Here is an 18972-nt window from a genome sequence, read left to right as displayed (position 1 = left end):
CGATTTTGCAAGAATGAATGTGGTTGTGTCCAAATTTAGGGGGTTAATCCGAAAATGCCTCTCGTAGAGCGCCCAGCGCGGTTTTGGGCGCAAAGAGAGGCAAAAATGCCTCACGTAGAGAGCCCCGGCGCGGCTTGGGCGCAAAGAGAGGCAAAAATGCCTCTCGTAGAGCGCCCAGCGCGGGTTTGGGCGAAGGAGAGGCAAAAATGCCTCTCGTGGAGCGCCCGGCGCGGGTTTGGGCGAAAAGAGAGGCAAAAATGCCTCTCGTAGAGCGCCCAGCGCGGGTTTGGGCGAAAAGAGAGGCAAAAATGCCTCTCATAGAGCGCCCAGCCTTTTTTAAATCGAAAAGTTACTTATGGGCTGACTCATTCTGAATAAAGGCCAGCTTATTCCTCGAAAAGTTGCTCCTCCAGTACACCTGCAATTGCCCCGGCACCTTTGCCGTTATTGGATAAGATATGAATCCGTGTGTTCAGGCGCGGGTACACGATCGACCGCATATCAACACCGGGGTCGTTGCCCATCACATAGAATTTATCAATCTCATTGTTCTGAATCCTCATCCATACCCCGTACCCGTAATGTATTTCCTTATTCACCTGAATCTGTGGGGATAGCAACGAGCCGGTTGAGCTTGGGGATAAGAGCTGACAGCCCAGAAGCGCATCCCAAAACTTCTCCAAATCATGAACTGTAGTAAAAGCGCCGCCATCCGGGCCGCCGATAACAGGGATGGAATAAAGGTTGGAGCTCCATGTGGTACCTTGTTCAATATACCCGGAGGCTGTTCGTTCCGGCAGCTGGTCCAGTCTAAAGTATCCTGAATCCTTCATTCCGCAGCGCTCAAAAATATGGGTTTGGACGTATTCCTGAAACGTCAATCCGCTCACTTGTTCAACAATCAGGCCAAGTACAATGAAACCGGCATTACTATAGGAGAAGCGCTCGCCCGGCTTGAATTTCATCCCGCGGTACTGGAACATAGGCAGGAACGCGCTTGCCGAAGTCATTGTGTACATTGGCAACGAACTCCATAATTCAGCGAAATCGCTCATGACCTCTTCATCAAAATAATCCGGAATTCCAGAACTGTGCGTTAATAAATGACGAATCGTTATGCCCGAATCAAAAGCAGGGAACGGCACATCAAGACAATCGCTTAGCAACGTGTCCAAGTCCAGCTTTTTTTGATCTACCAGCTGCATGATGGCCACAGCGGTAAAAATCTTGCAGCCGGAAGCTATGCCAAAACGTGTAGAAGTTGTATTCTTGATGTTATCACTGCGGTTGGCGTAACCGTGTCCTTGTTCATAGTTTTCCCCGTTTAGCTTCTTTACAAATACAACGCCTGAAAAAGGCAGGTGCTCTTCATTGTACCGGTCCACGATTTGATTCACATTCATTTCAGCATCACACCTCGGCTATATCGATTTTGCCTCAATTATAACGGGTTCTTTGTTTATTGGGGGACTATTTAATTTTTATAATAAAAAAATACGGCCGGAGGGGGCTGAACTTGCTTTTAGCCGTCATTCGCGTCATAATATACTTACTTAAAGTAATCAAATTATGAAGTGGAGGTAACATATGAATACAGAGATTTTATTTCAGCCGTTCACTGCAGGAAATCTTACCCTTTCGAATCGGGTCGTAATGGCTCCGATGACCCGTGCTTTTTCACCGGATGGTGTTCCCGGAGCAGAGGTTGCCGCTTATTACCGCCGCCGTGCAGAAGGCGGGGTAGGCCTGATTATAACTGAAGGGACGGCGATTCAGCATCCATCCGCAGTCAGCCATCAGAACATCCCGAATTTCCATGGCGAGGCCGCTTTGGCCGGATGGGCAAAAGTGGTGGAAGAGGTTCACGCCGCAGGCGGTCGAATCATGCCGCAGCTCTGGCATGTAGGAATGGCCCGTTCCATCGGGGATCTGCCGAACCTGGATGCTCTACCCATCGGACCTTCCGGCTTGAACCTTGCAGGTGAGAAGGTCACCGAACCGCTGACTCCGGCGGAAATCGAGAACCTGGTCGCGGCTTATGCCCAAGCGGCAGCGGATGCCAAACGGGTTGGTTTTGACGGTATTGAGCTGCACGGTGCGCATGGCTACCTTATTGACCAGTTCTTCTGGGAGCATACGAACAAGCGTACCGACCGCTACGGCGGGGATCTGGCAGGCCGTACCACCTTTGCCGTGGACGTGATTGAAGCCTGCCGCCGTGCTGTTGGCCCGGACTTCCCGATTGTGCTGCGGTTCTCGCAGTGGAAGGCAGGAGCCTATGATGCGAAGCTGGCTCACACCCCCGAGGAGCTGGCCCGTTTCCTTGAACCGCTGAGCAATGCCGGCGTGGATATCTTTCACTGCTCCACACGCCGCTTCTGGCTGCCGGAGTTCGAAGGGTCCGAGCTGAATCTGGCGGGCTGGACCAAGAAGCTTACAGGCAAACCCAGTATTACTGTGGGCTCTGTCGGCCTGAACAGCGATTTTGTGACCAGAGAAGCGGGAGACAGCGGGGAAGACAATATCGACCGCCTGCTCGAGAAGATTGCGAAAGAGGAATTTGATCTCGTTGCCGTAGGACGCGCCCTGATTGCCGATGCAGCTTGGCCGGAGAAGCTCCGCAGCGGCAGAACAGAGGAGATTGAGCCCTTTACTCCGGAATCGACAAATACGCTCAAGTAACTAGTTTTCAAGCCTCATAGGGTAGAAGAAGCATCCGCTTTTCACTGTTTTGCCAAGGAGCGTTATTCGGCAAGACTGGGAGGCGGATGTTTTGGTGTCCGGGGGCAGGACTTCACCCCCAAAAAATGATTATTCATACCGCGCTCTTCTATGTTAGGGCGGCCTTATGGTATAATTTTAAATTAGCAATGTACAAAAGAAACTGTTCAATACTATAGAGGACGTGAAGCAGCATGACAAAAGGTAACCAGGGCTCACCGGACTTAAAATCCGGCAAGGGTTCGAAGGATTATTCCAAGTATTTCGATTTCAGCGATGCCAAGGTAATCAGCGAGGAAGAAGGCAAAACTACCTACCGCATCAAGGGCAGAAATGTGCAGATCAACAGCCAGCCCGACTATAAAGAAGGCAAACGCCGCGGCAAGGAAGAGATCGAAGTTCATTATGACTTTGCGATTCCGGAGGAAATGGCCGGGTTTGGCGTGAACAAGCTTTATCATATCACCACCTACGGCTGCCAGATGAATGAGCATGATACGGAGACGATGAAGGGGCTGCTGGAGCAAATGGGCTACCGCGGCACGCTTGACCGTAATCAGGCGGATATTATTCTGCTGAATACCTGTGCGATCCGCGAGAATGCCGAGGACAAGGTGTTCGGGGAGCTGGGTCATCTCAAACATCTGAAGATCGAGAAGCCGGGACTGCTGCTTGGAGTCTGCGGCTGCATGTCGCAGGAGGAAGGCGTAGTCAACCGGATTATGTCCAAGCACGGTTTTGTGGATATGATCTTTGGAACACACAATATTCATCGTCTGCCGCATCTCATTAAAGAAGCCGTGTTCAGCAAAGAACTCGTCGTGGAGGTCTGGTCCAAGGAAGGCGACATTATCGAGAACCTGCCGAAGAAGCGGGAAGGCATGCGCGCCTGGGTGAACATTATGTACGGCTGCGACAAGTTCTGTACGTACTGCATCGTGCCGTTTACACGGGGCAAGGAGCGGAGCCGCCGGCCGGAAGATGTTATTGCCGAGGTGCGTGATTTGGCACGTCAGGGCTTCAAGGAAGTGACGCTGCTCGGGCAGAATGTGAACGCATACGGGAAGGATTTTACCGATATTGATTATACCTTCGGCGATCTGATGGATGACATGCGGCTGATTGACATTCCGCGTATCCGGTTCATGACATCGCATCCGCGTGATTTTGACGATAAATTGATTGAGGTGCTTGGCAAAGGCGGCAATCTGACGGAGCATATCCATCTGCCGGTTCAATCGGGCAGTACGGCCGTACTCAAAAAAATGAGCCGCAAATACTCCCGTGAAGCCTATCTGGAGCTGGTCCGCAAGATCAAAGCCACTGTCCCGGGCGCAGTCCTGACTACCGATATCATCGTTGGATTCCCCGGTGAAACTGCGGAACAGTTCGAAGAGACGTTGTCGCTGGTGCGCGAAGTGGGTTATGATATGGCTTATACCTTTATCTATTCGCCCCGTGAGGGAACGCCTGCCGCCGCCATGGAAGACAATGTGCCGATGGAGGTTAAGAGCGAACGCCTGCAAAGACTGAATGATCTGATTAAAGAGAACAGCCGGATCAGCAATGACCGCATGCTCGGTGAAGTGGTTGAGGTGCTGGTTGAAGGCGAGAGCAAAAACAATCCGGAGATGTTGTCCGGACGTTCCCGGGCCAATAAACTGGTGCATTTTGAAGGGCCGGCGGAGCTCATTGGCTCGTTTGTGCAGGTAAGAATTACCGATACCAAAACTTGGTACATCAAAGGGGATGCCCTAGCGGAAGCTGTGGCTGTCCATTAATCATAGACGAATGGGGCGATGACGCTTGAGTCAGGAGCAGCAGCAATTGAACAAATACGGAATGCCGACTTACAATACGCGGGATTTGATCGTGCGTGAAGATATTATGGGCAAAGCCAAGGAATTGGCGTCCTTGATCTCAACGAGTGAAGAGGTCCGTCATTTTCAGCAGGCCGAACAGAAGATCCTGAATCATGAACGTGTCCAGGGCCTGATTGCTACCATGAAGAAGAAGCAGAAGGAGATTGTGGCCTTCGAGAGCTTCGGAAATAAAGATATGGTCGCCAAGATCGAACGCGAGATTGAAGAGCTGCAGGATGAGATCGACGGCATTCCGGTAGTGAATGAATTCCAGCAAAGCCAGAGCGATATCAATTATCTGCTGCAGCTGGTGATTTCAGTGATAAGAGATACGGTTTCAGAAAAAATCAATGTGGAAGCCGGCACGGAAGCGCCTCCGTCCACATGCGGGGATTAACCGCATCAATAAGAAGGGGCGGATGAAGATCCGTCCCTTCTTGGCTTCTTGATTTGGCAAGTTCAGGTTTGGTACATTTAAAAGATACGAACAGGAAATATAAGCTGCGGCAAAAGGATGGATCAACAGTGAGCGACAATCGCGAACAAACCTATAACGTCAAAAAGTACCGCACCCCGGACGGTGTTCCGGCTGACATTGTAATGTTTACGCTGACCAAACGCGAACGGAAGACGGTCACCAAGACCCTTCCTCTCCGTGAATTGAAAGTCATGCTGGTCAAACGCAGACGCTGGCCATGCGCAGGAATGTGGGCGCTGCCGGGCGGCTTTTGCCAGGAGAATGAATCGATCTATGATGCGGCTACCCGCGAGCTGAAGGAAGAGACCGGGGTCGACGGCGGACATCTGGAGTATCTGGGGGTGTACAGCACGCCGGGCCGCGATCCCCGGGGCTGGATTATCAGCCATGCGTTTTTTGCGCTGGTAGAGGAATGGATGCTGGAGCAGCGGCAGGCTTCCGATGACGCCGGGGAGGTTGGGTTATTCACCCTGCGGGAAGCGCTGGAGGAGCTGGAGCTGGCTTTTGACCATCATGATATCATTACGGATGCTTATCTGCGGATTCAGCAGCAAATGCTGCAGACGACGATTGCCAGGCAGTTTTTGCCGCGTCATTTCACGCTCAGTGAGCTGTACCAGGTCATCCAGACGGTCGTGCCGGAATTCAAGGAGCCTAATTTTATCCGCAAAATTACGTCAACCCGCAGCCGTCAGGGTATATTAAAAGAAGTGAAGGACGAAGCGGGCAATCCGCTCAGCTCCAATCAATATTCTCAACGTCCGGCTCAGCTGTATACGTTCACGGATCATGAGCCGCTGTTATCCATTTATACTTAGTGTCTGAAATCACAAGAGGAGGCTATTTCGATGAAAGCACTGATCGTGATTGATTTTACGAATGATTTTGTGGACGGGAACTTGCCGGTGGGAGAGCCGGCGGTCCGGATCGAGCCCAGAATCGCTGAACTGACGCGTGAATTTGTCCGCAGTGGCGATTATGTAGTCATGGCTGTAGATCTTCACGAAGGAAATGACCCGTATCACCCGGAGAGCAAGCTGTTTCCGCCGCATAATCTGCGGGGGACCGCGGGACGTGAATTGTATGGCAGCCTGAAGCGTGTCTATGAGGACCATAGTGACAGCATCTACTGGCTGGACAAAACGCGCTACAGCGCATTTTGCGGGACAGATCTGGAAGTGAAGCTGCGTGAACGCGGCATTACCGAGCTGCACTTGATTGGCGTCTGCACGGATATCTGTGTGCTGCATACTGCAGTGGACGCGTATAACAAAGGTTTTGATATTGTTGTGCATGAGGACGCTGTAGCGAGCTTCAATGCTGCCGGCCATACGTGGGCTTTGGGGCATTTCAAGGGAAGCCTCGGCGCTGAAGTTGTGATAGCAGGAGCAAAGCAGCCCAGAGATTAGGAGATGAGAATTTGAGAAGAGAACTTGCGCTACATACCGATAAATACCAGATCAATATGATGTATGCCCACTGGGCGAATGGCACGCATAAACGCAAAGCCGTATTTGAAGCGTATTTTCGCAAGCTGCCGTTTGGCAACGGCTTTGCCGTGTTTGCCGGCCTTGAACGGATTGTCGGCTATATCGGGGGCCTGCGTTTCACCGAGGAGGATATCCGGTATTTGTCCGAGCAGGAGGAGAATTATGCGCCTGCTTTTCTGGAAGAGCTGCTGCAGTTCCATTTTCAGGGCACCATTCATGCCATGAAGGAAGGGGCACTGGTTTTTTCGGACGAGCCTTTACTCCGCGTGGAAGGAACGATTATGGAGGCGCAGCTGGTCGAGACCGCCATTCTGAACTTCATGAACTATCAGACACTGATCGCTACCAAGGCTTCACGGGTCAAGCAGGTGGCGCCCGATGATATTCTGCTGGAGTTCGGAACACGGCGTGCACAGGAAGCGGATGCGGCTGTGTGGGGGGCACGTGCGGCGTATGTCGGCGGCTTTGATGCCACTTCCAATATGCTGGCCGGCAAACTGTTTGGCATTCCCACCAAGGGTACGCATGCCCACTCCTGGGTCCAAAGCTTTGGCAGCGAACAGGAAGCCTTCGATGCTTATGCCAGGGTGATGCCCGACGGTGTTACGCTGCTGGTAGACACCTTTGATACCCTGCGCAGTGGGGTACCGAATGCGATTCATACAGCAAAAATGCTGGAAGCACAGGGCAAACGGATGAATGCCATCCGTCTGGACAGCGGTGACCTGGCCTATTTGTCGCGTGAAGCGCGCAGAATGCTGGATGAGGCCGGACTGTCCTATGTGAGAATTGTAGCATCCAATGATCTTGACGAGAATACGATCATGAACCTGAAGTCGCAGGGGGCGGCCATTGATACCTGGGGTGTGGGAACGCAGCTCATTACGGCATCGGATCAGCCATCACTGGGTGGTGTGTACAAGCTGGTTGAGATCGAGTCAGCTTCCGGAGAGATGGTGCCGACGATCAAAATTTCCTCCAACCCGGAGAAGGTATCCACACCCGGCAAAAAAGAGGTCTACCGTATTATCGGGAAGAAAGGAAAAGCCGTGGCCGATTATATCAGCTTCCCGGAAGAGGAAGCTCCGCGCAGCGGTGCCCGGCTGAAGCTGTTCAACCCGCTGCATCCTTATATGCAAAAACATGTGCAGCACTACACGGCGCTCCCTATGCTGGAGCCGATTTATGTTAACGGCTTTCAGGTCTATAAGCTGCCGGATCTGGCTGAGATTCGCCGCTATCACAAGGAGCAATTGGATCTGTTCTGGCCGGAATATCTGCGCAAGCTCAACCCGGAGGTCTACCGGATCAACCTGAGCGAAAAGGTATGGGAACAGAAGCAAAAGCTGATTGCCGAGCATATTCAGCCGGATTTGGAATAGCGTTTTTGGAACATGTCTGCTATTTATAAGGAGGGATCAACCTGGAAGTAGAAAACCTTGAAGCTGCTTTAAATGAACTGAAAGCCACTCACAGAAAGTTTGGCCTGCCAGGATCTTTTGCCAACCGCAACAATGCCAGTTTACACTTTCCTGCCGCGATCGGGAAATCCAAGGAGCTGGAGTATCTGCTCAATCATTATGAACCCGCCGGAGTTAAGCTCGAAACCGGATTTACGCCGCTCAAGCTATGGGCAGTGGAAGGTCTGGAACGGGCTCAGCTCGGCTATCGCCGGGTCAAAGACCGCGAGGGCTGGATAGATAACCCGGAATGGCCGGAGGAATATGTGGTGTTCGCCGATGATGTAGGGGGCGGCAAACCCGTGATCGCAGTTATTAACCGGGAGGGCACACCTGTATATGCAGCCCACGATGCAGGACAGGCTTTTCCTATTGCGGCGTCGCTTGCCGACTTTGTTAATGCTCTTTCGGCAATGATCTCTGTGGTGTACGGTGAATTTGAAATCTTTGAAATCGGTGATGATGATGGACTCTATCCGGGTTTTGAGCAGCGGTTCAAAGAAGTTGTCGAGCCGGTTCTGGGCGCGGAGTATTACGAGGGATTTTGGGATTACTTTTATGGCTAGATCGAATGAACTTAAGATACTAACGTAAGCTAGTGAACGGTATAAACAACGGGGATGTCACGGGAGGCCATTGTATGGCTTCCAGGACATCCCCGTTTGTATGTTGTGTCACTCCTCCGAGTACTCGGAGCGCTATGTCCGCTTGCGGAATTTCAGCAATGACCAGATCACAAGCACCAGCAGGAAAGCCAGACAGGCACCGATGCTGACCCGGTTCTGGTCATCGAAGAGGAACAGCGCTGCAATGACCGTCAGCGAGCCAACCGTCAGCAAGGTGATATAAGGGAACCCCCATACCTTGAAGCTCGGCTGCTGCGGGTAGGTCCGGCGCAGTTTCAGCTGGGCCAGGCAGATGCTGATCCAGACGAGCAGCACCACGAAGCCCGGGACAGCCATCAGCAGGCGGAACAACCCGTCCTGAGCGAAATAAGCCAGCAGGGAACCGACCAGAAGTACGGCTGCGCACAGCTTCAGGCTGTTCAGCGGAACGCCGCGGGAAGAGGTGCGTGCCAGCGCCTGCGGAGCTTCACCCTGGGAAGCCAACGAGTGAAGCATCCGCGTGGCCCCGTAGATCCCCGAGTTGGCTGCAGACAGGACTGCCGTCACCAGAATGAAGTTCATCAGGTGCGCTGCGCCTTTCAGCCCTGTGGAGGCCAGCACCTGCACAAACGGGCTGGTATGCTCGTTCAACTGGTTCCAGGGAATAAGGCCGCAAATGACGAGGATAGGCAGCGTATAGAACAGCATAACGCGTAAAATGAAGCTTTTCACCACTTTGGGCAGAATCTTCTCGGCATCCTCGGTTTCGGTTAAGGTCAGACCAATGAGCTCCGAGCCTCCGTAGGAGAACATAACAACCAGCAGTCCGGAGAAAATGGCCGTCCAGCCTTGCGGGAAGAACCCTCCATGCGCCGTGTAGTTCTGCAGAAACGGAGGGGCTTCTGCCGAGGGCAGCAGTCCAAAGATCAGACTTCCGCCCAGCACGATGAATACAATAATCATGGCGATTTTGATGCCGGCCAGCCAAAATTCCGTCTCACCGTAACCGTCTACGCTCATCGTATTGATACCGATAATAAGCGCTCCGCTGCCCAGGCTAAGCAGCCATAGCGGAACCTCCGGCAGCCAGTATTGCAGAAAACTCCCGGCAGCCAGGACCTCGATTACACAAACAGTCAGCCACATGAAGCAATATAACCAGCCTACAATAAACGACAGCCGCGCACCAAAAGCTTCACGAATAAAGTCTTTCATATTTCGATTGGGATATACTGTAGCCATTTCGGCAATGGCTCCCATTACGACCAGCAGCAGCAAGCCGGCAAATACATAAGAGAGTATAATTCCCGGACCCGCAATGCCTATAGTCTCCGAGCTTCCCTTAAAGATCCCCGTCCCGATTACTCCGCCCATCGCCATAAAGCTGATATGCCGAGGCAGCAGTTTCTTCTGCAGCGTGCCTTCATCTGACTTCACTTTAATGCCCCCTATATCTATTTAAGTTCAACCAAAGTGCAACATGAATCAGTGTATCCTGAAACGGCAGCCTTGAAAAGGCAAAATTGCACGTTCGGTAAAGATGGAAGCAAGATAAAGAAATGATGCCGCCCATTGCTGAGGCTTTTGGCTCCGCCGGAACAAACGGATGATGGGTTCTGTTGCTGTTTCTGTGATATTTGTCATTACTTATGTGATAAATTTAACATCTTAATTTTTAATTTTATTGCTAAATTAAGGGTAAGAGACAGCTCATTTTATACAGAATAGTCACTCCTAAAGGCGCGGGAATGCAATATTTGTCACTTCGCTTGCGCGCTAATCAAGTTACAATCTTTGAAAAAGTCAAAAGGATGTTATTCTATTTAACTTCTTGAAAGGGGTTATGTCGGTGGTACAGTTGCCAAAAGTAAACGAACTCGGATTTTTTGAGATACGTCTGGAATCTATAGGGGGACTGGGCGCGAATCTGGCTGGTAAAATGCTGGCGGAAGCAGGCGTGGTCGGCGCCGGTATGAACGGGGTGAGTTTCTCATCCTACGGCTCGGAGAAAAAAGGTTCAGCCGTTAAAGCACATATCCGCTTTTGTGATTTAAATACCCCTATTCGCGATACTTCACCGGTAGAACGTCCGCATGTGGTAGGTGTCTTCCATGAAGCGCTCGCCAAGACAGTTAATGTTACCGGCGGGATTTATGAACACAGCACTGTGCTGGTCAACTCGGCCAAATCGCCGGAGACTCTAAAAGCCTCCATGAACGTGCTGGCAGGAACGATTGCTGTGATTGACGCCACAACCATAGCGCTGGATGAGAAGAACCGGGTGAACATGGCTATGCTGGGCGCATTATTCCGCATGTGTGATTTCCTGGACCCGGAGATTATGAAAGGTGTTATCGAGAAATCGCTTGGTAAAAAATACCCGCAGGCCGTTCAGTCCGCACTGAATACCTTCGAACGCGGATTTAATGAAGTGAAGTTTATGCATTTTCCGCTGCCTGAAGGGGTTCAGATGCCTGCTTTCGTGCGTTCCGACGTTTCATCGCTCGGCTACGAGACTCAGCCCATCGGCGGTACGATCGTCAGTCCCGGCAACAGTTTCTTGAAGAATCTCAGCATTTCCCGTTCCGGTCTGCTGCCTCATTTTGAAGCCGAGACCTGTATTCATTGTGCGCAGTGCGATACGGTGTGCCCTGATCTTTGTTTTGTCTGGGAGGAACAGCCGGACAAGAAGGGACGTCCGCAGATGTTCCTGCAGGGAATTGATTATCAATATTGCAAAGGTTGCCTGAAGTGCGTGGAAGCTTGCCCGACAACGGCTCTGTCCGGAGAACGGGAAGAAGAAGGTTATGCGGACAGCCATACGGTACGGCATCATTTCGATCTTATTACCCAAGCATAAATTGGAGGAAAGGTGGAACACTCGTGGCTATTGACTATGAAAAAGAAGTAGGCTCCGCCAAGGTGGAGCAGAAATTTCTATATGAATCCGGAAATGAGATGGCAGCTTATGCCGCCCATCAGATCAACTACCATGTAATGGGGTATTTTCCGATTTCCCCGTCAACGGAGGTTGCCCAGTTTCTGGATACGATGAAAGCGAACGGGCAGCATGATATCATGCTGGTTCCTTCAGACGGCGAGCACAGCTCCGCGGGTATATGTTATGGCGCTTCCACTGCCGGCGGCCGTGTCTTTAATGCGACCAGTGCTCAAGGTTATATGTTCATGCTGGAGCAATTGCCGGTACAGGCAGGTACACGGATGCCAATGGTAATGAACCTGGTCTGCCGCTCGATCTCGGGCCCGCTGAATATTCACGGCGACCATTCCGATTTGTATTTTGCCCTCAATACCGGTTGGCCGATTCTGATGTGCCGTGATCCCCAGTCCGTCTATGATATGAACCTGATGGCACTGAAGCTCGCGGAGCATGCCAAAGTCCGGCTTCCGGTCATGGTTGCGTCTGACGGCTATTTTACATCCCATCAGAAACGCCGGGTTCAGGCTTTTGCCCACCGGGAGGATGTCCATAAGTTCGTAGGGCCGCAGCCGCCGGCCGGCTTCACCGATACACTTGACCGCAACAATCCGGTAACGGTGGGTCCTTACATGAATGAACCGGACTATATCAATAACCGCTACCAGCAGTCGGTAGCGATGTACAATGCCGGTGAGGTCTTTGAAGAAATTGCCAAGGAATTCGGTGAGCTGACCGGCCGCCATTATCCGATGATTGAGCAGTACCGGATGGAAGATGCGGATGTGGCTGTATTTCTGATGAACTCCGCTTCGGAGATCATCAAAGATGTTGTGGACCAGCTCCGGCTGGAAGGCGTAAAAGCGGGGGCTATCTCGCCCAACATGATTCGTCCATTCCCGCAAAAGCAAATCGCTGAAGCTTTGAAGAATGTCAAAGCCATTACTGTCGGGGATCGTGCTGATTCCGTTGGCGGCCATGGCGGAAATATGGTGAATGAGATCAAAGCTGCATTGTTCACTTACGGGAACACGACAACCAAGGTAATCAGCCGGATCTATGGGCTGGGAGGCAAGGATTTCTACGCCGAGGATGGACAGCATTTTTTCCAATTGGCGATGGACGCTGTTGCTGCTGACCGGGTTGAGGTGCCTTTTGACTATTATGGACACAATCCGGGGGCAGCGGAGAAAGCACCGAAACGTCTGCTTAAACCTATGGACTTTGATGCGCTTAAGACCGGCCTGATTACGGTGAAACAAGATGAGGCCACCGGCAAGCTGAGTGTGCGGATTCCGCCACTGCGTAACCTGACCCATAAACCTAAACGGCTGTCCCCAGGCCATGGGGCATGTCCGGGCTGTGGGATTTTCTCCGGACTGGAGACCTTCTTTAAGGGGATTGAAGGGGACATTGTTGCTCTGTATCATACGGGCTGCGCCATGGTCACGACAACGGGTTATCCGTACTCTTCGCATAAATCGACGTTTATTCATAATTTGTTTCAGAACGGTGCGGCGACATTGTCGGGTGTGGTGGAAATGTTCTGGGAACGCAAACGCCGCGGTGAACTGGAAGGCCTGGGATTAAGAGAAGACTTTACGTTCGTGATGGTAACCGGTGACGGCGGGATGGATATCGGTATGGGTCCGGCCATAGGAGCCGCTCTGCGCGGACACAAAATGATTATTGTCGAATATGACAATGAGGGCTATATGAATACCGGGGCACAACAGTCGTATTCCACGCCGCTTGGACACCGGACCTCGACCTCCAGCATCGGCAAACATCAGCAAGGCAAGGTTACACAGCATAAGGATACGGCACAAATCATGGCTGCCACCAACATTCCTTATGTATTTACCGGCTCGGAGGCTTTCCCGCAGGATCTGGTTAAAAAAGCGGCGAAGGCTCAGTGGTACGCTCAGAACGAAGGTCTGGTGTACGGAAAAATCCTGATCGCCTGCCCCCTGAACTGGATGTCCGATGACAAGGACGGCACCAACATTGTATCCCTTGCTGTAGAATCCTGTTTCTTCCCGCTCTATGAAGTAGAGCATGGATCCACCAACATTACCTATAATCCTGAAGATAAAGGCAAACGTGTTGAACTGTCCGCCTGGCTGAAGACGATGGGCAAAACCCGCCATTTGTTGAAGCCTGAGAATGAACCGGCCTTGCGCAGCTTTGAGGAAGAAGTTCAGCGCCGCTGGAACCGGCTTAAAGCCAAACACGAGCATCCGGATTTGTAGTAGCAATATTTTGTATTTATATTAACAGGGCTATCCGCCGAAAGGGTTCAATAATTCCTTTCGTCCGGGTAGCCCTTTATGTTCCTGCATACTTTTTTCAAGCCATAGCCATCCTAAATACATGAGGATCATTACTTGGGAACGGGAAGAGGTGGCAGGAATGAATTGTCGAACAGCCGGGTTGCTGGTTGCTGCAATGTTATATGGAACCGTGGCCGCAGGCTGCAGTCAGGATCAGGTGCAGAAAGAGGCTGGTAAATATACCATGCAGGCTTATGAGGATGGCGTGCTGCGGGCACAATCCCAGGGAAAAGGGTTAAATGGGCGTTTTCTGACCGAGATGCGCCAAGCTTTTGCCGAGGAACAGCTCAAGCTGACGCATGAGAGGTTTACGGAGGATGGCAGAGGCACTATCAGCTATCAGTATCTGATCAACAGCAAGCCGTCACAAACCATTACACTACATGTGTTTTCCAGTCCGCACGACCTGACCGTTAAAATACCGAACTGGTACGGCAGTGAACCGGTTGCGGAAACGACCACAACAAAAACGGAAATTTACAACAAAGATACTACCTCGCTTGTTTATACGTCTATGGGCAAAGAAAAGGGTAAATATTCCGATAAGGTTAAAGCCTTGTTCGAAGGCCTGCTCCAAAGGTTGGGTGTCAAGGAAGAACAAACGGAGTGATGTAACTCAACGCTGCAGCCGGAATCGTACCTCCCGCCTGATGTCTAAATTGCAAAAACCAAAGGCAGTTATGCCTCTCGTTTCGCGCTACAGGCCTGTTTCGCACAAATCAAAGGCAATTATGCCTCACGTTCCGCGCTACAGGCCCGTTCCTCACAAACCACAGGCCTTTTACCTTTGGTGAACTCCCACCTAAAAAAGTGCTGTCCCAGCAGCCATCTGCATGGCTTTGAGACAACACAAATTCCACCTTATCACTTATTTGTCAGTGTTTCAGAACAAATGCCAATTCCCTTTGATTCTGGCGTGTCTTTCCGCGCGGGACAGAATGAACCGGGTACACCCGATGAGCGCCAGGTTGCCGGCGATGAGCACAGCCAGTGCCCACCACCAGCTGCGGCCGATATCGCCATACAATGCGCCACGTACCAGAATCAGACTATAGGTTACCGGGAAGAGCAACGAGAAGCCCGTCGCCCATGCCGGGAACACGGTCGGCGGGATGCGGACACCGCCGAACAGCTCCATGGGTGCCTGGAAAATGTAATACAGCAGCCCGGAGTCCCGGGAGAAAAGAGAGACTGCGCACAGCGCAGCCCCCCAGATAACTGCCGAGATCAGAATCAGCAGTAAGGCGGAGAGCAGTGCGCCCCACTTGACCGGGGATACATCGGCAACAAACCAAAAGGTCAGCAGGGAGAATACTGCAAACATCCAGATGCCATGGAATAGCGAATACACCGAGCGGCCGTATAGAAAGGCCATTTTGGAAGCGGGTGTAAGGAAGATCATCTCCAGTGTGCCGTCTTTTCGTTCCAGTCCGAACAGCCAGGCTGCTTGTACGACTGTCCAAAACAGCTGGAACACCAAATATCCGCTAAGCAGGAACAGCGGCAGCTGTCCGTCTGGAATGACGCGGGAGAGCGCCGAACCTTCTCCGCTCCGGAAAGGCAGCATGGTGTAATAGGATGTCAGAAAAGTAAGCACAGGCCATAGCAACAGAGAAAAAAATACAGAACGGCCCCGCACCCGGTTCCGGTGCTGCTTGCTTACCTCCGCACTGAGCGTTAACCATAAACGGCCGGATTTCATGAGGCTTTTCCTTTACCTTCCGAAAGGAGGATAATTGCGTCCTCCAGATTCGGTTTCTCTGAGGCAAAGCTTACAATTCTCAGCCCATGTTGTGCCGTCCACGGAAGCATCTCTGTAATCATCCGGTCGGCTGAAGGGGACTGCACCGAAAGGCGGGCAACCTCGCTGCTTGCGGCAGGATTTACGGCAACCTCGGTGCAGACAAGCTCGGCCTGGTGAGAACTTGTTGCCAAATGCTCGGCAAGCAAAGGCCGCAGTGATTCGTTCCAGCCTGTAACATCCAGGTGGGCGGTTTGCAGCCCTGCCACCTGGCGGACAATGTTCTCCGGCTTGTCACAGAGCAGAAGTTCTCCGCGGCTCAGCAAATATACTCGGTCGCACAACTCTTCGACTTCCTGCGGGTAGTGACTGGTGAGCAGGATGCCTTTGCCTTGTTCTTTGGCCAGTCTGCCTACAGTACGGCGCAATTGCCGGGCAATCGGGGCATCCAGACCTAGTGTAGGCTCATCCAGAAACAAATATTGCGGATCATTGATAAGGCCGCGGGCAATTTGCAGCCGCTGCTTCATGCCCTTGGAGTATTGCTCCACAGGCTGATCGGCCGCATGGCCGAGGCCAACCTCATTAAGCAGACGTTCCGCTTCTCTCCCGGTCTGGGCGGCTCCCAGGCCATAGAGCTTGCCGAAGTAGTGGAGATTTTCTCTGCCGGTCAGGCTCCAGTACAGCATCCGCTCACCTCCGGCAATCATATTGACCTTTTGCTGAACAGCTTGCCTGTTCTTGTGCATAGCCACACCGTCCACCTCAATGCTGCCTGACGTAGGTTCAAGCAGGGTGGACAACATGCGGATGGTTGTAGTTTTGCCGGCACCGTTCAGTCCAAGCAGTCCGACAATTTCCCCGGGTAGTATGTTCAGCGACAGGGAGTTTACGGCGGTGACGGCCGCTTTTTCCGAGCGGAACCAGCCGAGCTTTTGTTTGGTTTCATATATTTTGGTGACGTCGGTCATTTCGATCATTTGACTTAACACTCCCTTCCGGTTCTAAAACCGTTCAAATAGCCGGCGTTCAACCCGGCGGTTACTCCATAGACCCACTGCAATATAGAGGGCACTCAGCAGTAGAATGGGGGCGATATCCGTAAGCCGGATGACTTCGCCGGTGAGCAGTGCGCCGCGCAGCAGCTGAAGCGCCGGAGTCAGCGGGAAGGCCTCGCCTGCGTCTTGCAGCGGACCGGGCAGATATTCCCGGGGGAACTGAAATCCGCACAGCAGCGTCGTTACCGCAAATAAGGTGTTTTGTACGATAAATGTATCTCTGGTGTAGAGCATAACACTGCCCATTACGAGCGCGATGGCAAAACACGCCAGCAAATAAAGCAGACTGCCGATGACGGCTGACAGAAAGTGAATGGATGACAGCCGCAGACCGGCCAATATGCCGAACGAGAACACCGTGAGCAGCACCAGCCCGCTCCGGAACAGCTGCTGGATGGCAGTGCCTATGAAATATCCGACCCGACTCGAAGGGGAAAGCAGGAGCGATTCCAAGGTGCCTTCCCGCCATTCGGTAATCATAGCCCGTGAGACATTCATCATCATACTGACGGAGAACACATTCAGCAGCCCGCCGATAATGGCAAAGGCCAGATAATTGTCACTTCCGGCGTACTCTACGAACTTGGCATCCATGTCACCTTGAATAAGATAGACATACGTGAAATAAGAGATCAGAACAAGATAGAACCCTTCTATGATGTGACCCAAAGTAAAGGTCCAGGGATAGGCTCTCAGATTAGCCTTCTGGTTGCGGATCAGTGTTGCGATTGCGGTGTTCCACATGAGGTTGACTCCTTTTTTTGCATCCTGCTTCGGTATCCTATAATAAACTTATTGCTCAAGGAATTGCCGCTGCAGAACGATCAGACTTTCCAGGGCTTCTTTGTTACCCGAGTAGAACAAGTAGTTCCCTCTTCGTTCAGACCGCGCCAGCCCGGATTCACTAAGCTGCTTCAAATGTTTGGAGACTGCCGCTTCAGAGATGCCAAGCACTGGCGCAATCTGCTTCGTACAATGCGGTGCTGTCCACAGCAGCTTGAGAATACGCAGACGGGTATCGTCACTGAGTGCCTTGAACTGGCGGAGCAGATCTGCCGGCGGACCTTCATTATAAGCCAGTCCGGGAATATCCACGGCCAGAGGCAGATGCAGTATGTCCCCGCTCCAGCTGATCAACAGATGTGGATAGATAAAGCTCGACGGAAAGACATAAATCTGCTGCAATTGTTCATAGGGAAAAGAATAAGTGACCGCCTTCTGGGCAGTAACGATTCTCTCCTTGGCGCTCAGGCGGGGATGCAGGGAGTTCAGCGCTTGTTCCGGAAAACGGCTTACGGTCTCCTGAAAGCGGGCTGCAGCGTCTTGCAGCCAGGGTTCAATGTACTCCCATTCCTCGCGGAAATAGTCCCGTTCATAGATCTCGAGGGTAGTAATTATCTGTTTGCGGACCGTTGCCAAGTGGCATACCAGATACCGGGCAGATTCCTCCAGCCCGAGGTTTGGCAGACTTTTCTTTCCGCCTTCCAGGGCATGGATAAGAGTACTTAAAGGAACCGTGCTATTTAACAAAAGAAAGATAAACTCAGCATCCGGGAGCCCGTCCAGCATCGCAATCCCCTCTACGCATCCGACGGGAGCACCTGTGCGGTTCGGAAGATCGCCTAACGCAAGCCAACTGTCCGACAGCTGGCTTATGGTATGTATGTCCTCCAGAAAATTGGCCGGCATGCGGGATCTCCTCTCAAGGGCCCATGCTAAACGTTTGGGGTGATGCTCCGGCTGATCCAGGACATGCAGACTGCATAATAACTCATGAAAAGGGCTGACGATGGTTTTAATTTTTCGATGCAATGTTGGAAATGAGCTCATATCCGTTCCTTTCCGATTAACCGTTTGGTTAATCAAAAACCACTTTCGCGAAAAGTGTTCAAAATTATAATCACAGCGGGGGAAATTGTCAATATATAAAAAGGCGAGGGGAACCCAGCGTGCCATTGGCACGGACTGCGGTTCTCTCGCCTAAGGACTTGTGGGAGAATTATCTTCTTTTGCTGCGGGTACTGGAAACATCGCACATTACATCTTTGTAGGAATAAGTGTAGCAATGCCGTGGAATAGGTACGCAGTGATGGCGCCGGACCACTTCAACCTGGTGAATCACATTCACCACTTGGGGGTGGTAATAATCTTCATATACGACCGATGGGGGATCAGTAACTGTCTGGGCGGGGCATTTTGGACAATTGGGCACTTCGCTTCAGCTCCTCTTCTGTGGACTTATCGTATTATACGCACAGAACATTAGCCTGATTGGCCGTTTGTCCA

16 protein-coding genes are annotated in these 18972 nt (G+C 51.8%); 10 read left to right on the top strand and 6 right to left on the bottom strand.

The annotated features are described in order from the left end of the window. Nucleotides 1-386: 386 nt before the first annotated feature. Nucleotides 387-1403 carry a serine hydrolase domain-containing protein gene (locus tag IEY53_RS03450; protein ID WP_189022191.1) on the bottom strand — a complete coding sequence of 339 codons (1017 nt, stop codon included), beginning with the start codon at nucleotides 1401-1403 and terminating at the stop codon, nucleotides 387-389. Nucleotides 1404-1587: 184 nt separating this feature from the next. On the opposite strand from IEY53_RS03450, the gene IEY53_RS03445 reads away from it, so the two are divergent. From IEY53_RS03445 to IEY53_RS35995, 7 genes are all read left to right on the top strand, one after another. Beyond that, nucleotides 1588-2682: an NADH:flavin oxidoreductase gene (locus IEY53_RS03445; RefSeq protein WP_189022190.1), complete on the top strand. Its 1095-nt coding sequence runs from the start codon at nucleotides 1588-1590 to the stop codon at nucleotides 2680-2682. A 233-nt stretch (nucleotides 2683-2915) separates the two neighbouring features. Next, nucleotides 2916-4502 carry a tRNA (N6-isopentenyl adenosine(37)-C2)-methylthiotransferase MiaB gene (miaB, locus tag IEY53_RS03440; RefSeq protein ID WP_189022189.1) on the top strand — a complete coding sequence of 529 codons (1587 nt, stop codon included), beginning with the start codon at nucleotides 2916-2918 and terminating at the stop codon, nucleotides 4500-4502. 61 nt (nucleotides 4503-4563) lie between these two features. Further along, on the top strand, nucleotides 4564-4980 hold the full coding sequence (locus IEY53_RS03435; protein WP_373293789.1) for a YlbF/YmcA family competence regulator: 417 nt from the start codon (nucleotides 4564-4566) through the stop codon (nucleotides 4978-4980). A gap of 128 nt (nucleotides 4981-5108) precedes the next feature. Next, nucleotides 5109-5879 carry an NUDIX domain-containing protein gene (locus IEY53_RS03430; protein ID WP_189022187.1) on the top strand — a complete coding sequence of 257 codons (771 nt, stop codon included), beginning with the start codon at nucleotides 5109-5111 and terminating at the stop codon, nucleotides 5877-5879. Nucleotides 5880-5909: 30 nt separating this feature from the next. Then, a complete protein-coding gene (locus IEY53_RS03425) occupies nucleotides 5910-6470 on the top strand; it encodes a cysteine hydrolase family protein (protein ID WP_189022186.1) in 561 nt (186 codons plus the stop codon). Between the two features lie 11 nt (nucleotides 6471-6481). Beyond that, nucleotides 6482-7933, top strand: a complete 1452-nt coding sequence (locus tag IEY53_RS03420) for a nicotinate phosphoribosyltransferase (RefSeq protein ID WP_189022185.1) — start codon at nucleotides 6482-6484, stop codon at nucleotides 7931-7933. 35 nt (nucleotides 7934-7968) lie between these two features. Next, nucleotides 7969-8577, top strand: coding sequence for an SMI1/KNR4 family protein (locus tag IEY53_RS35995; RefSeq protein ID WP_373293788.1), 609 nt, complete (start codon nucleotides 7969-7971; stop codon nucleotides 8575-8577). A gap of 132 nt (nucleotides 8578-8709) precedes the next feature. Here IEY53_RS35995 and IEY53_RS03410 read toward each other — a convergent pair whose 3' ends face one another. Continuing rightward, nucleotides 8710-10053, bottom strand: a complete 1344-nt coding sequence (locus IEY53_RS03410; RefSeq protein WP_189022184.1) for an amino acid permease — start codon at nucleotides 10051-10053, stop codon at nucleotides 8710-8712. Between the two features lie 412 nt (nucleotides 10054-10465). Between IEY53_RS03410 and IEY53_RS03405 the strand changes: the two genes are divergently transcribed. From IEY53_RS03405 to IEY53_RS03395, 3 genes are all read left to right on the top strand, one after another. After that, a complete protein-coding gene (locus IEY53_RS03405) occupies nucleotides 10466-11476 on the top strand; it encodes a 2-oxoacid:acceptor oxidoreductase family protein (protein WP_189022183.1) in 1011 nt (336 codons plus the stop codon). Nucleotides 11477-11499: 23 nt separating this feature from the next. Then, the gene (locus tag IEY53_RS03400; protein WP_189022182.1) at nucleotides 11500-13806 is read left to right on the top strand and encodes a thiamine pyrophosphate-dependent enzyme; all 2307 of its coding nucleotides are present in this window, start codon (nucleotides 11500-11502) and stop codon (nucleotides 13804-13806) included. A gap of 160 nt (nucleotides 13807-13966) precedes the next feature. Further along, nucleotides 13967-14497, top strand: a complete 531-nt coding sequence (locus tag IEY53_RS03395; RefSeq protein WP_189022181.1) for a hypothetical protein — start codon at nucleotides 13967-13969, stop codon at nucleotides 14495-14497. Between the two features lie 273 nt (nucleotides 14498-14770). Here IEY53_RS03395 and IEY53_RS03390 read toward each other — a convergent pair whose 3' ends face one another. From IEY53_RS03390 to IEY53_RS03375, 4 genes are read right to left on the bottom strand one after another with little or no spacing between them, the layout of a single operon-like run. Continuing rightward, nucleotides 14771-15589 (bottom strand): ABC transporter permease, encoded by an 819-nt coding sequence (locus IEY53_RS03390; RefSeq protein ID WP_189022180.1) that lies wholly within the window; start codon nucleotides 15587-15589, stop codon nucleotides 14771-14773. Next, nucleotides 15586-16608: an ABC transporter ATP-binding protein gene (locus IEY53_RS03385; RefSeq protein WP_189022179.1), complete on the bottom strand. Its 1023-nt coding sequence runs from the start codon at nucleotides 16606-16608 to the stop codon at nucleotides 15586-15588. The genes IEY53_RS03390 and IEY53_RS03385 overlap by 4 nt, the downstream gene beginning before the upstream one ends. Nucleotides 16609-16632: 24 nt before the next feature. Beyond that, a complete protein-coding gene (locus IEY53_RS03380; RefSeq protein WP_189022178.1) occupies nucleotides 16633-17430 on the bottom strand; it encodes an ABC transporter permease in 798 nt (265 codons plus the stop codon). A 48-nt stretch (nucleotides 17431-17478) separates the two neighbouring features. Beyond that, nucleotides 17479-18516 (bottom strand): ArsR/SmtB family transcription factor, encoded by a 1038-nt coding sequence (locus IEY53_RS03375; RefSeq protein WP_229695942.1) that lies wholly within the window; start codon nucleotides 18514-18516, stop codon nucleotides 17479-17481. Nucleotides 18517-18972: the final 456 nt, after the last annotated feature.

The sequence above is a fragment of the Paenibacillus albidus genome, assembly GCF_014644435.1.
Classification (GTDB): domain Bacteria; phylum Bacillota; class Bacilli; order Paenibacillales; family Paenibacillaceae; genus Paenibacillus_AQ; species Paenibacillus_AQ albidus.
The sequence above is the reverse complement of the archived record's forward strand: the minus strand, read 5'-3'. Positions and strand labels throughout refer to the sequence as shown.

Bases quoted from the DNA above. Each gene is read 5' to 3' on its own strand.
- IEY53_RS03450 (WP_189022191.1), bottom strand. From the start codon at position 1,403: ATGAATGTGAATCAAATCGTGGACCGGTACAATGAAGAGCACCTGCCT.
- IEY53_RS03445 (WP_189022190.1), top strand. From the start codon at position 1,588: ATGAATACAGAGATTTTATTTCAGCCGTTCACTGCAGGAAATCTTACC.
- miaB (WP_189022189.1), top strand. From the start codon at position 2,916: ATGACAAAAGGTAACCAGGGCTCACCGGACTTAAAATCCGGCAAGGGT.
- IEY53_RS03435 (WP_373293789.1), top strand. From the start codon at position 4,564: ATGCCGACTTACAATACGCGGGATTTGATCGTGCGTGAAGATATTATG.
- IEY53_RS03425 (WP_189022186.1), top strand. From the start codon at position 5,910: ATGAAAGCACTGATCGTGATTGATTTTACGAATGATTTTGTGGACGGG.
- IEY53_RS03395 (WP_189022181.1), top strand. From the start codon at position 13,967: ATGAATTGTCGAACAGCCGGGTTGCTGGTTGCTGCAATGTTATATGGA.
- IEY53_RS03390 (WP_189022180.1), bottom strand. From the start codon at position 15,589: ATGAAATCCGGCCGTTTATGGTTAACGCTCAGTGCGGAGGTAAGCAAG.
- IEY53_RS03385 (WP_189022179.1), bottom strand. From the start codon at position 16,608: ATGATCGAAATGACCGACGTCACCAAAATATATGAAACCAAACAAAAG.
- IEY53_RS03380 (WP_189022178.1), bottom strand. From the start codon at position 17,430: ATGTGGAACACCGCAATCGCAACACTGATCCGCAACCAGAAGGCTAAT.
- IEY53_RS03375 (WP_229695942.1), bottom strand. From the start codon at position 18,516: ATGAGCTCATTTCCAACATTGCATCGAAAAATTAAAACCATCGTCAGC.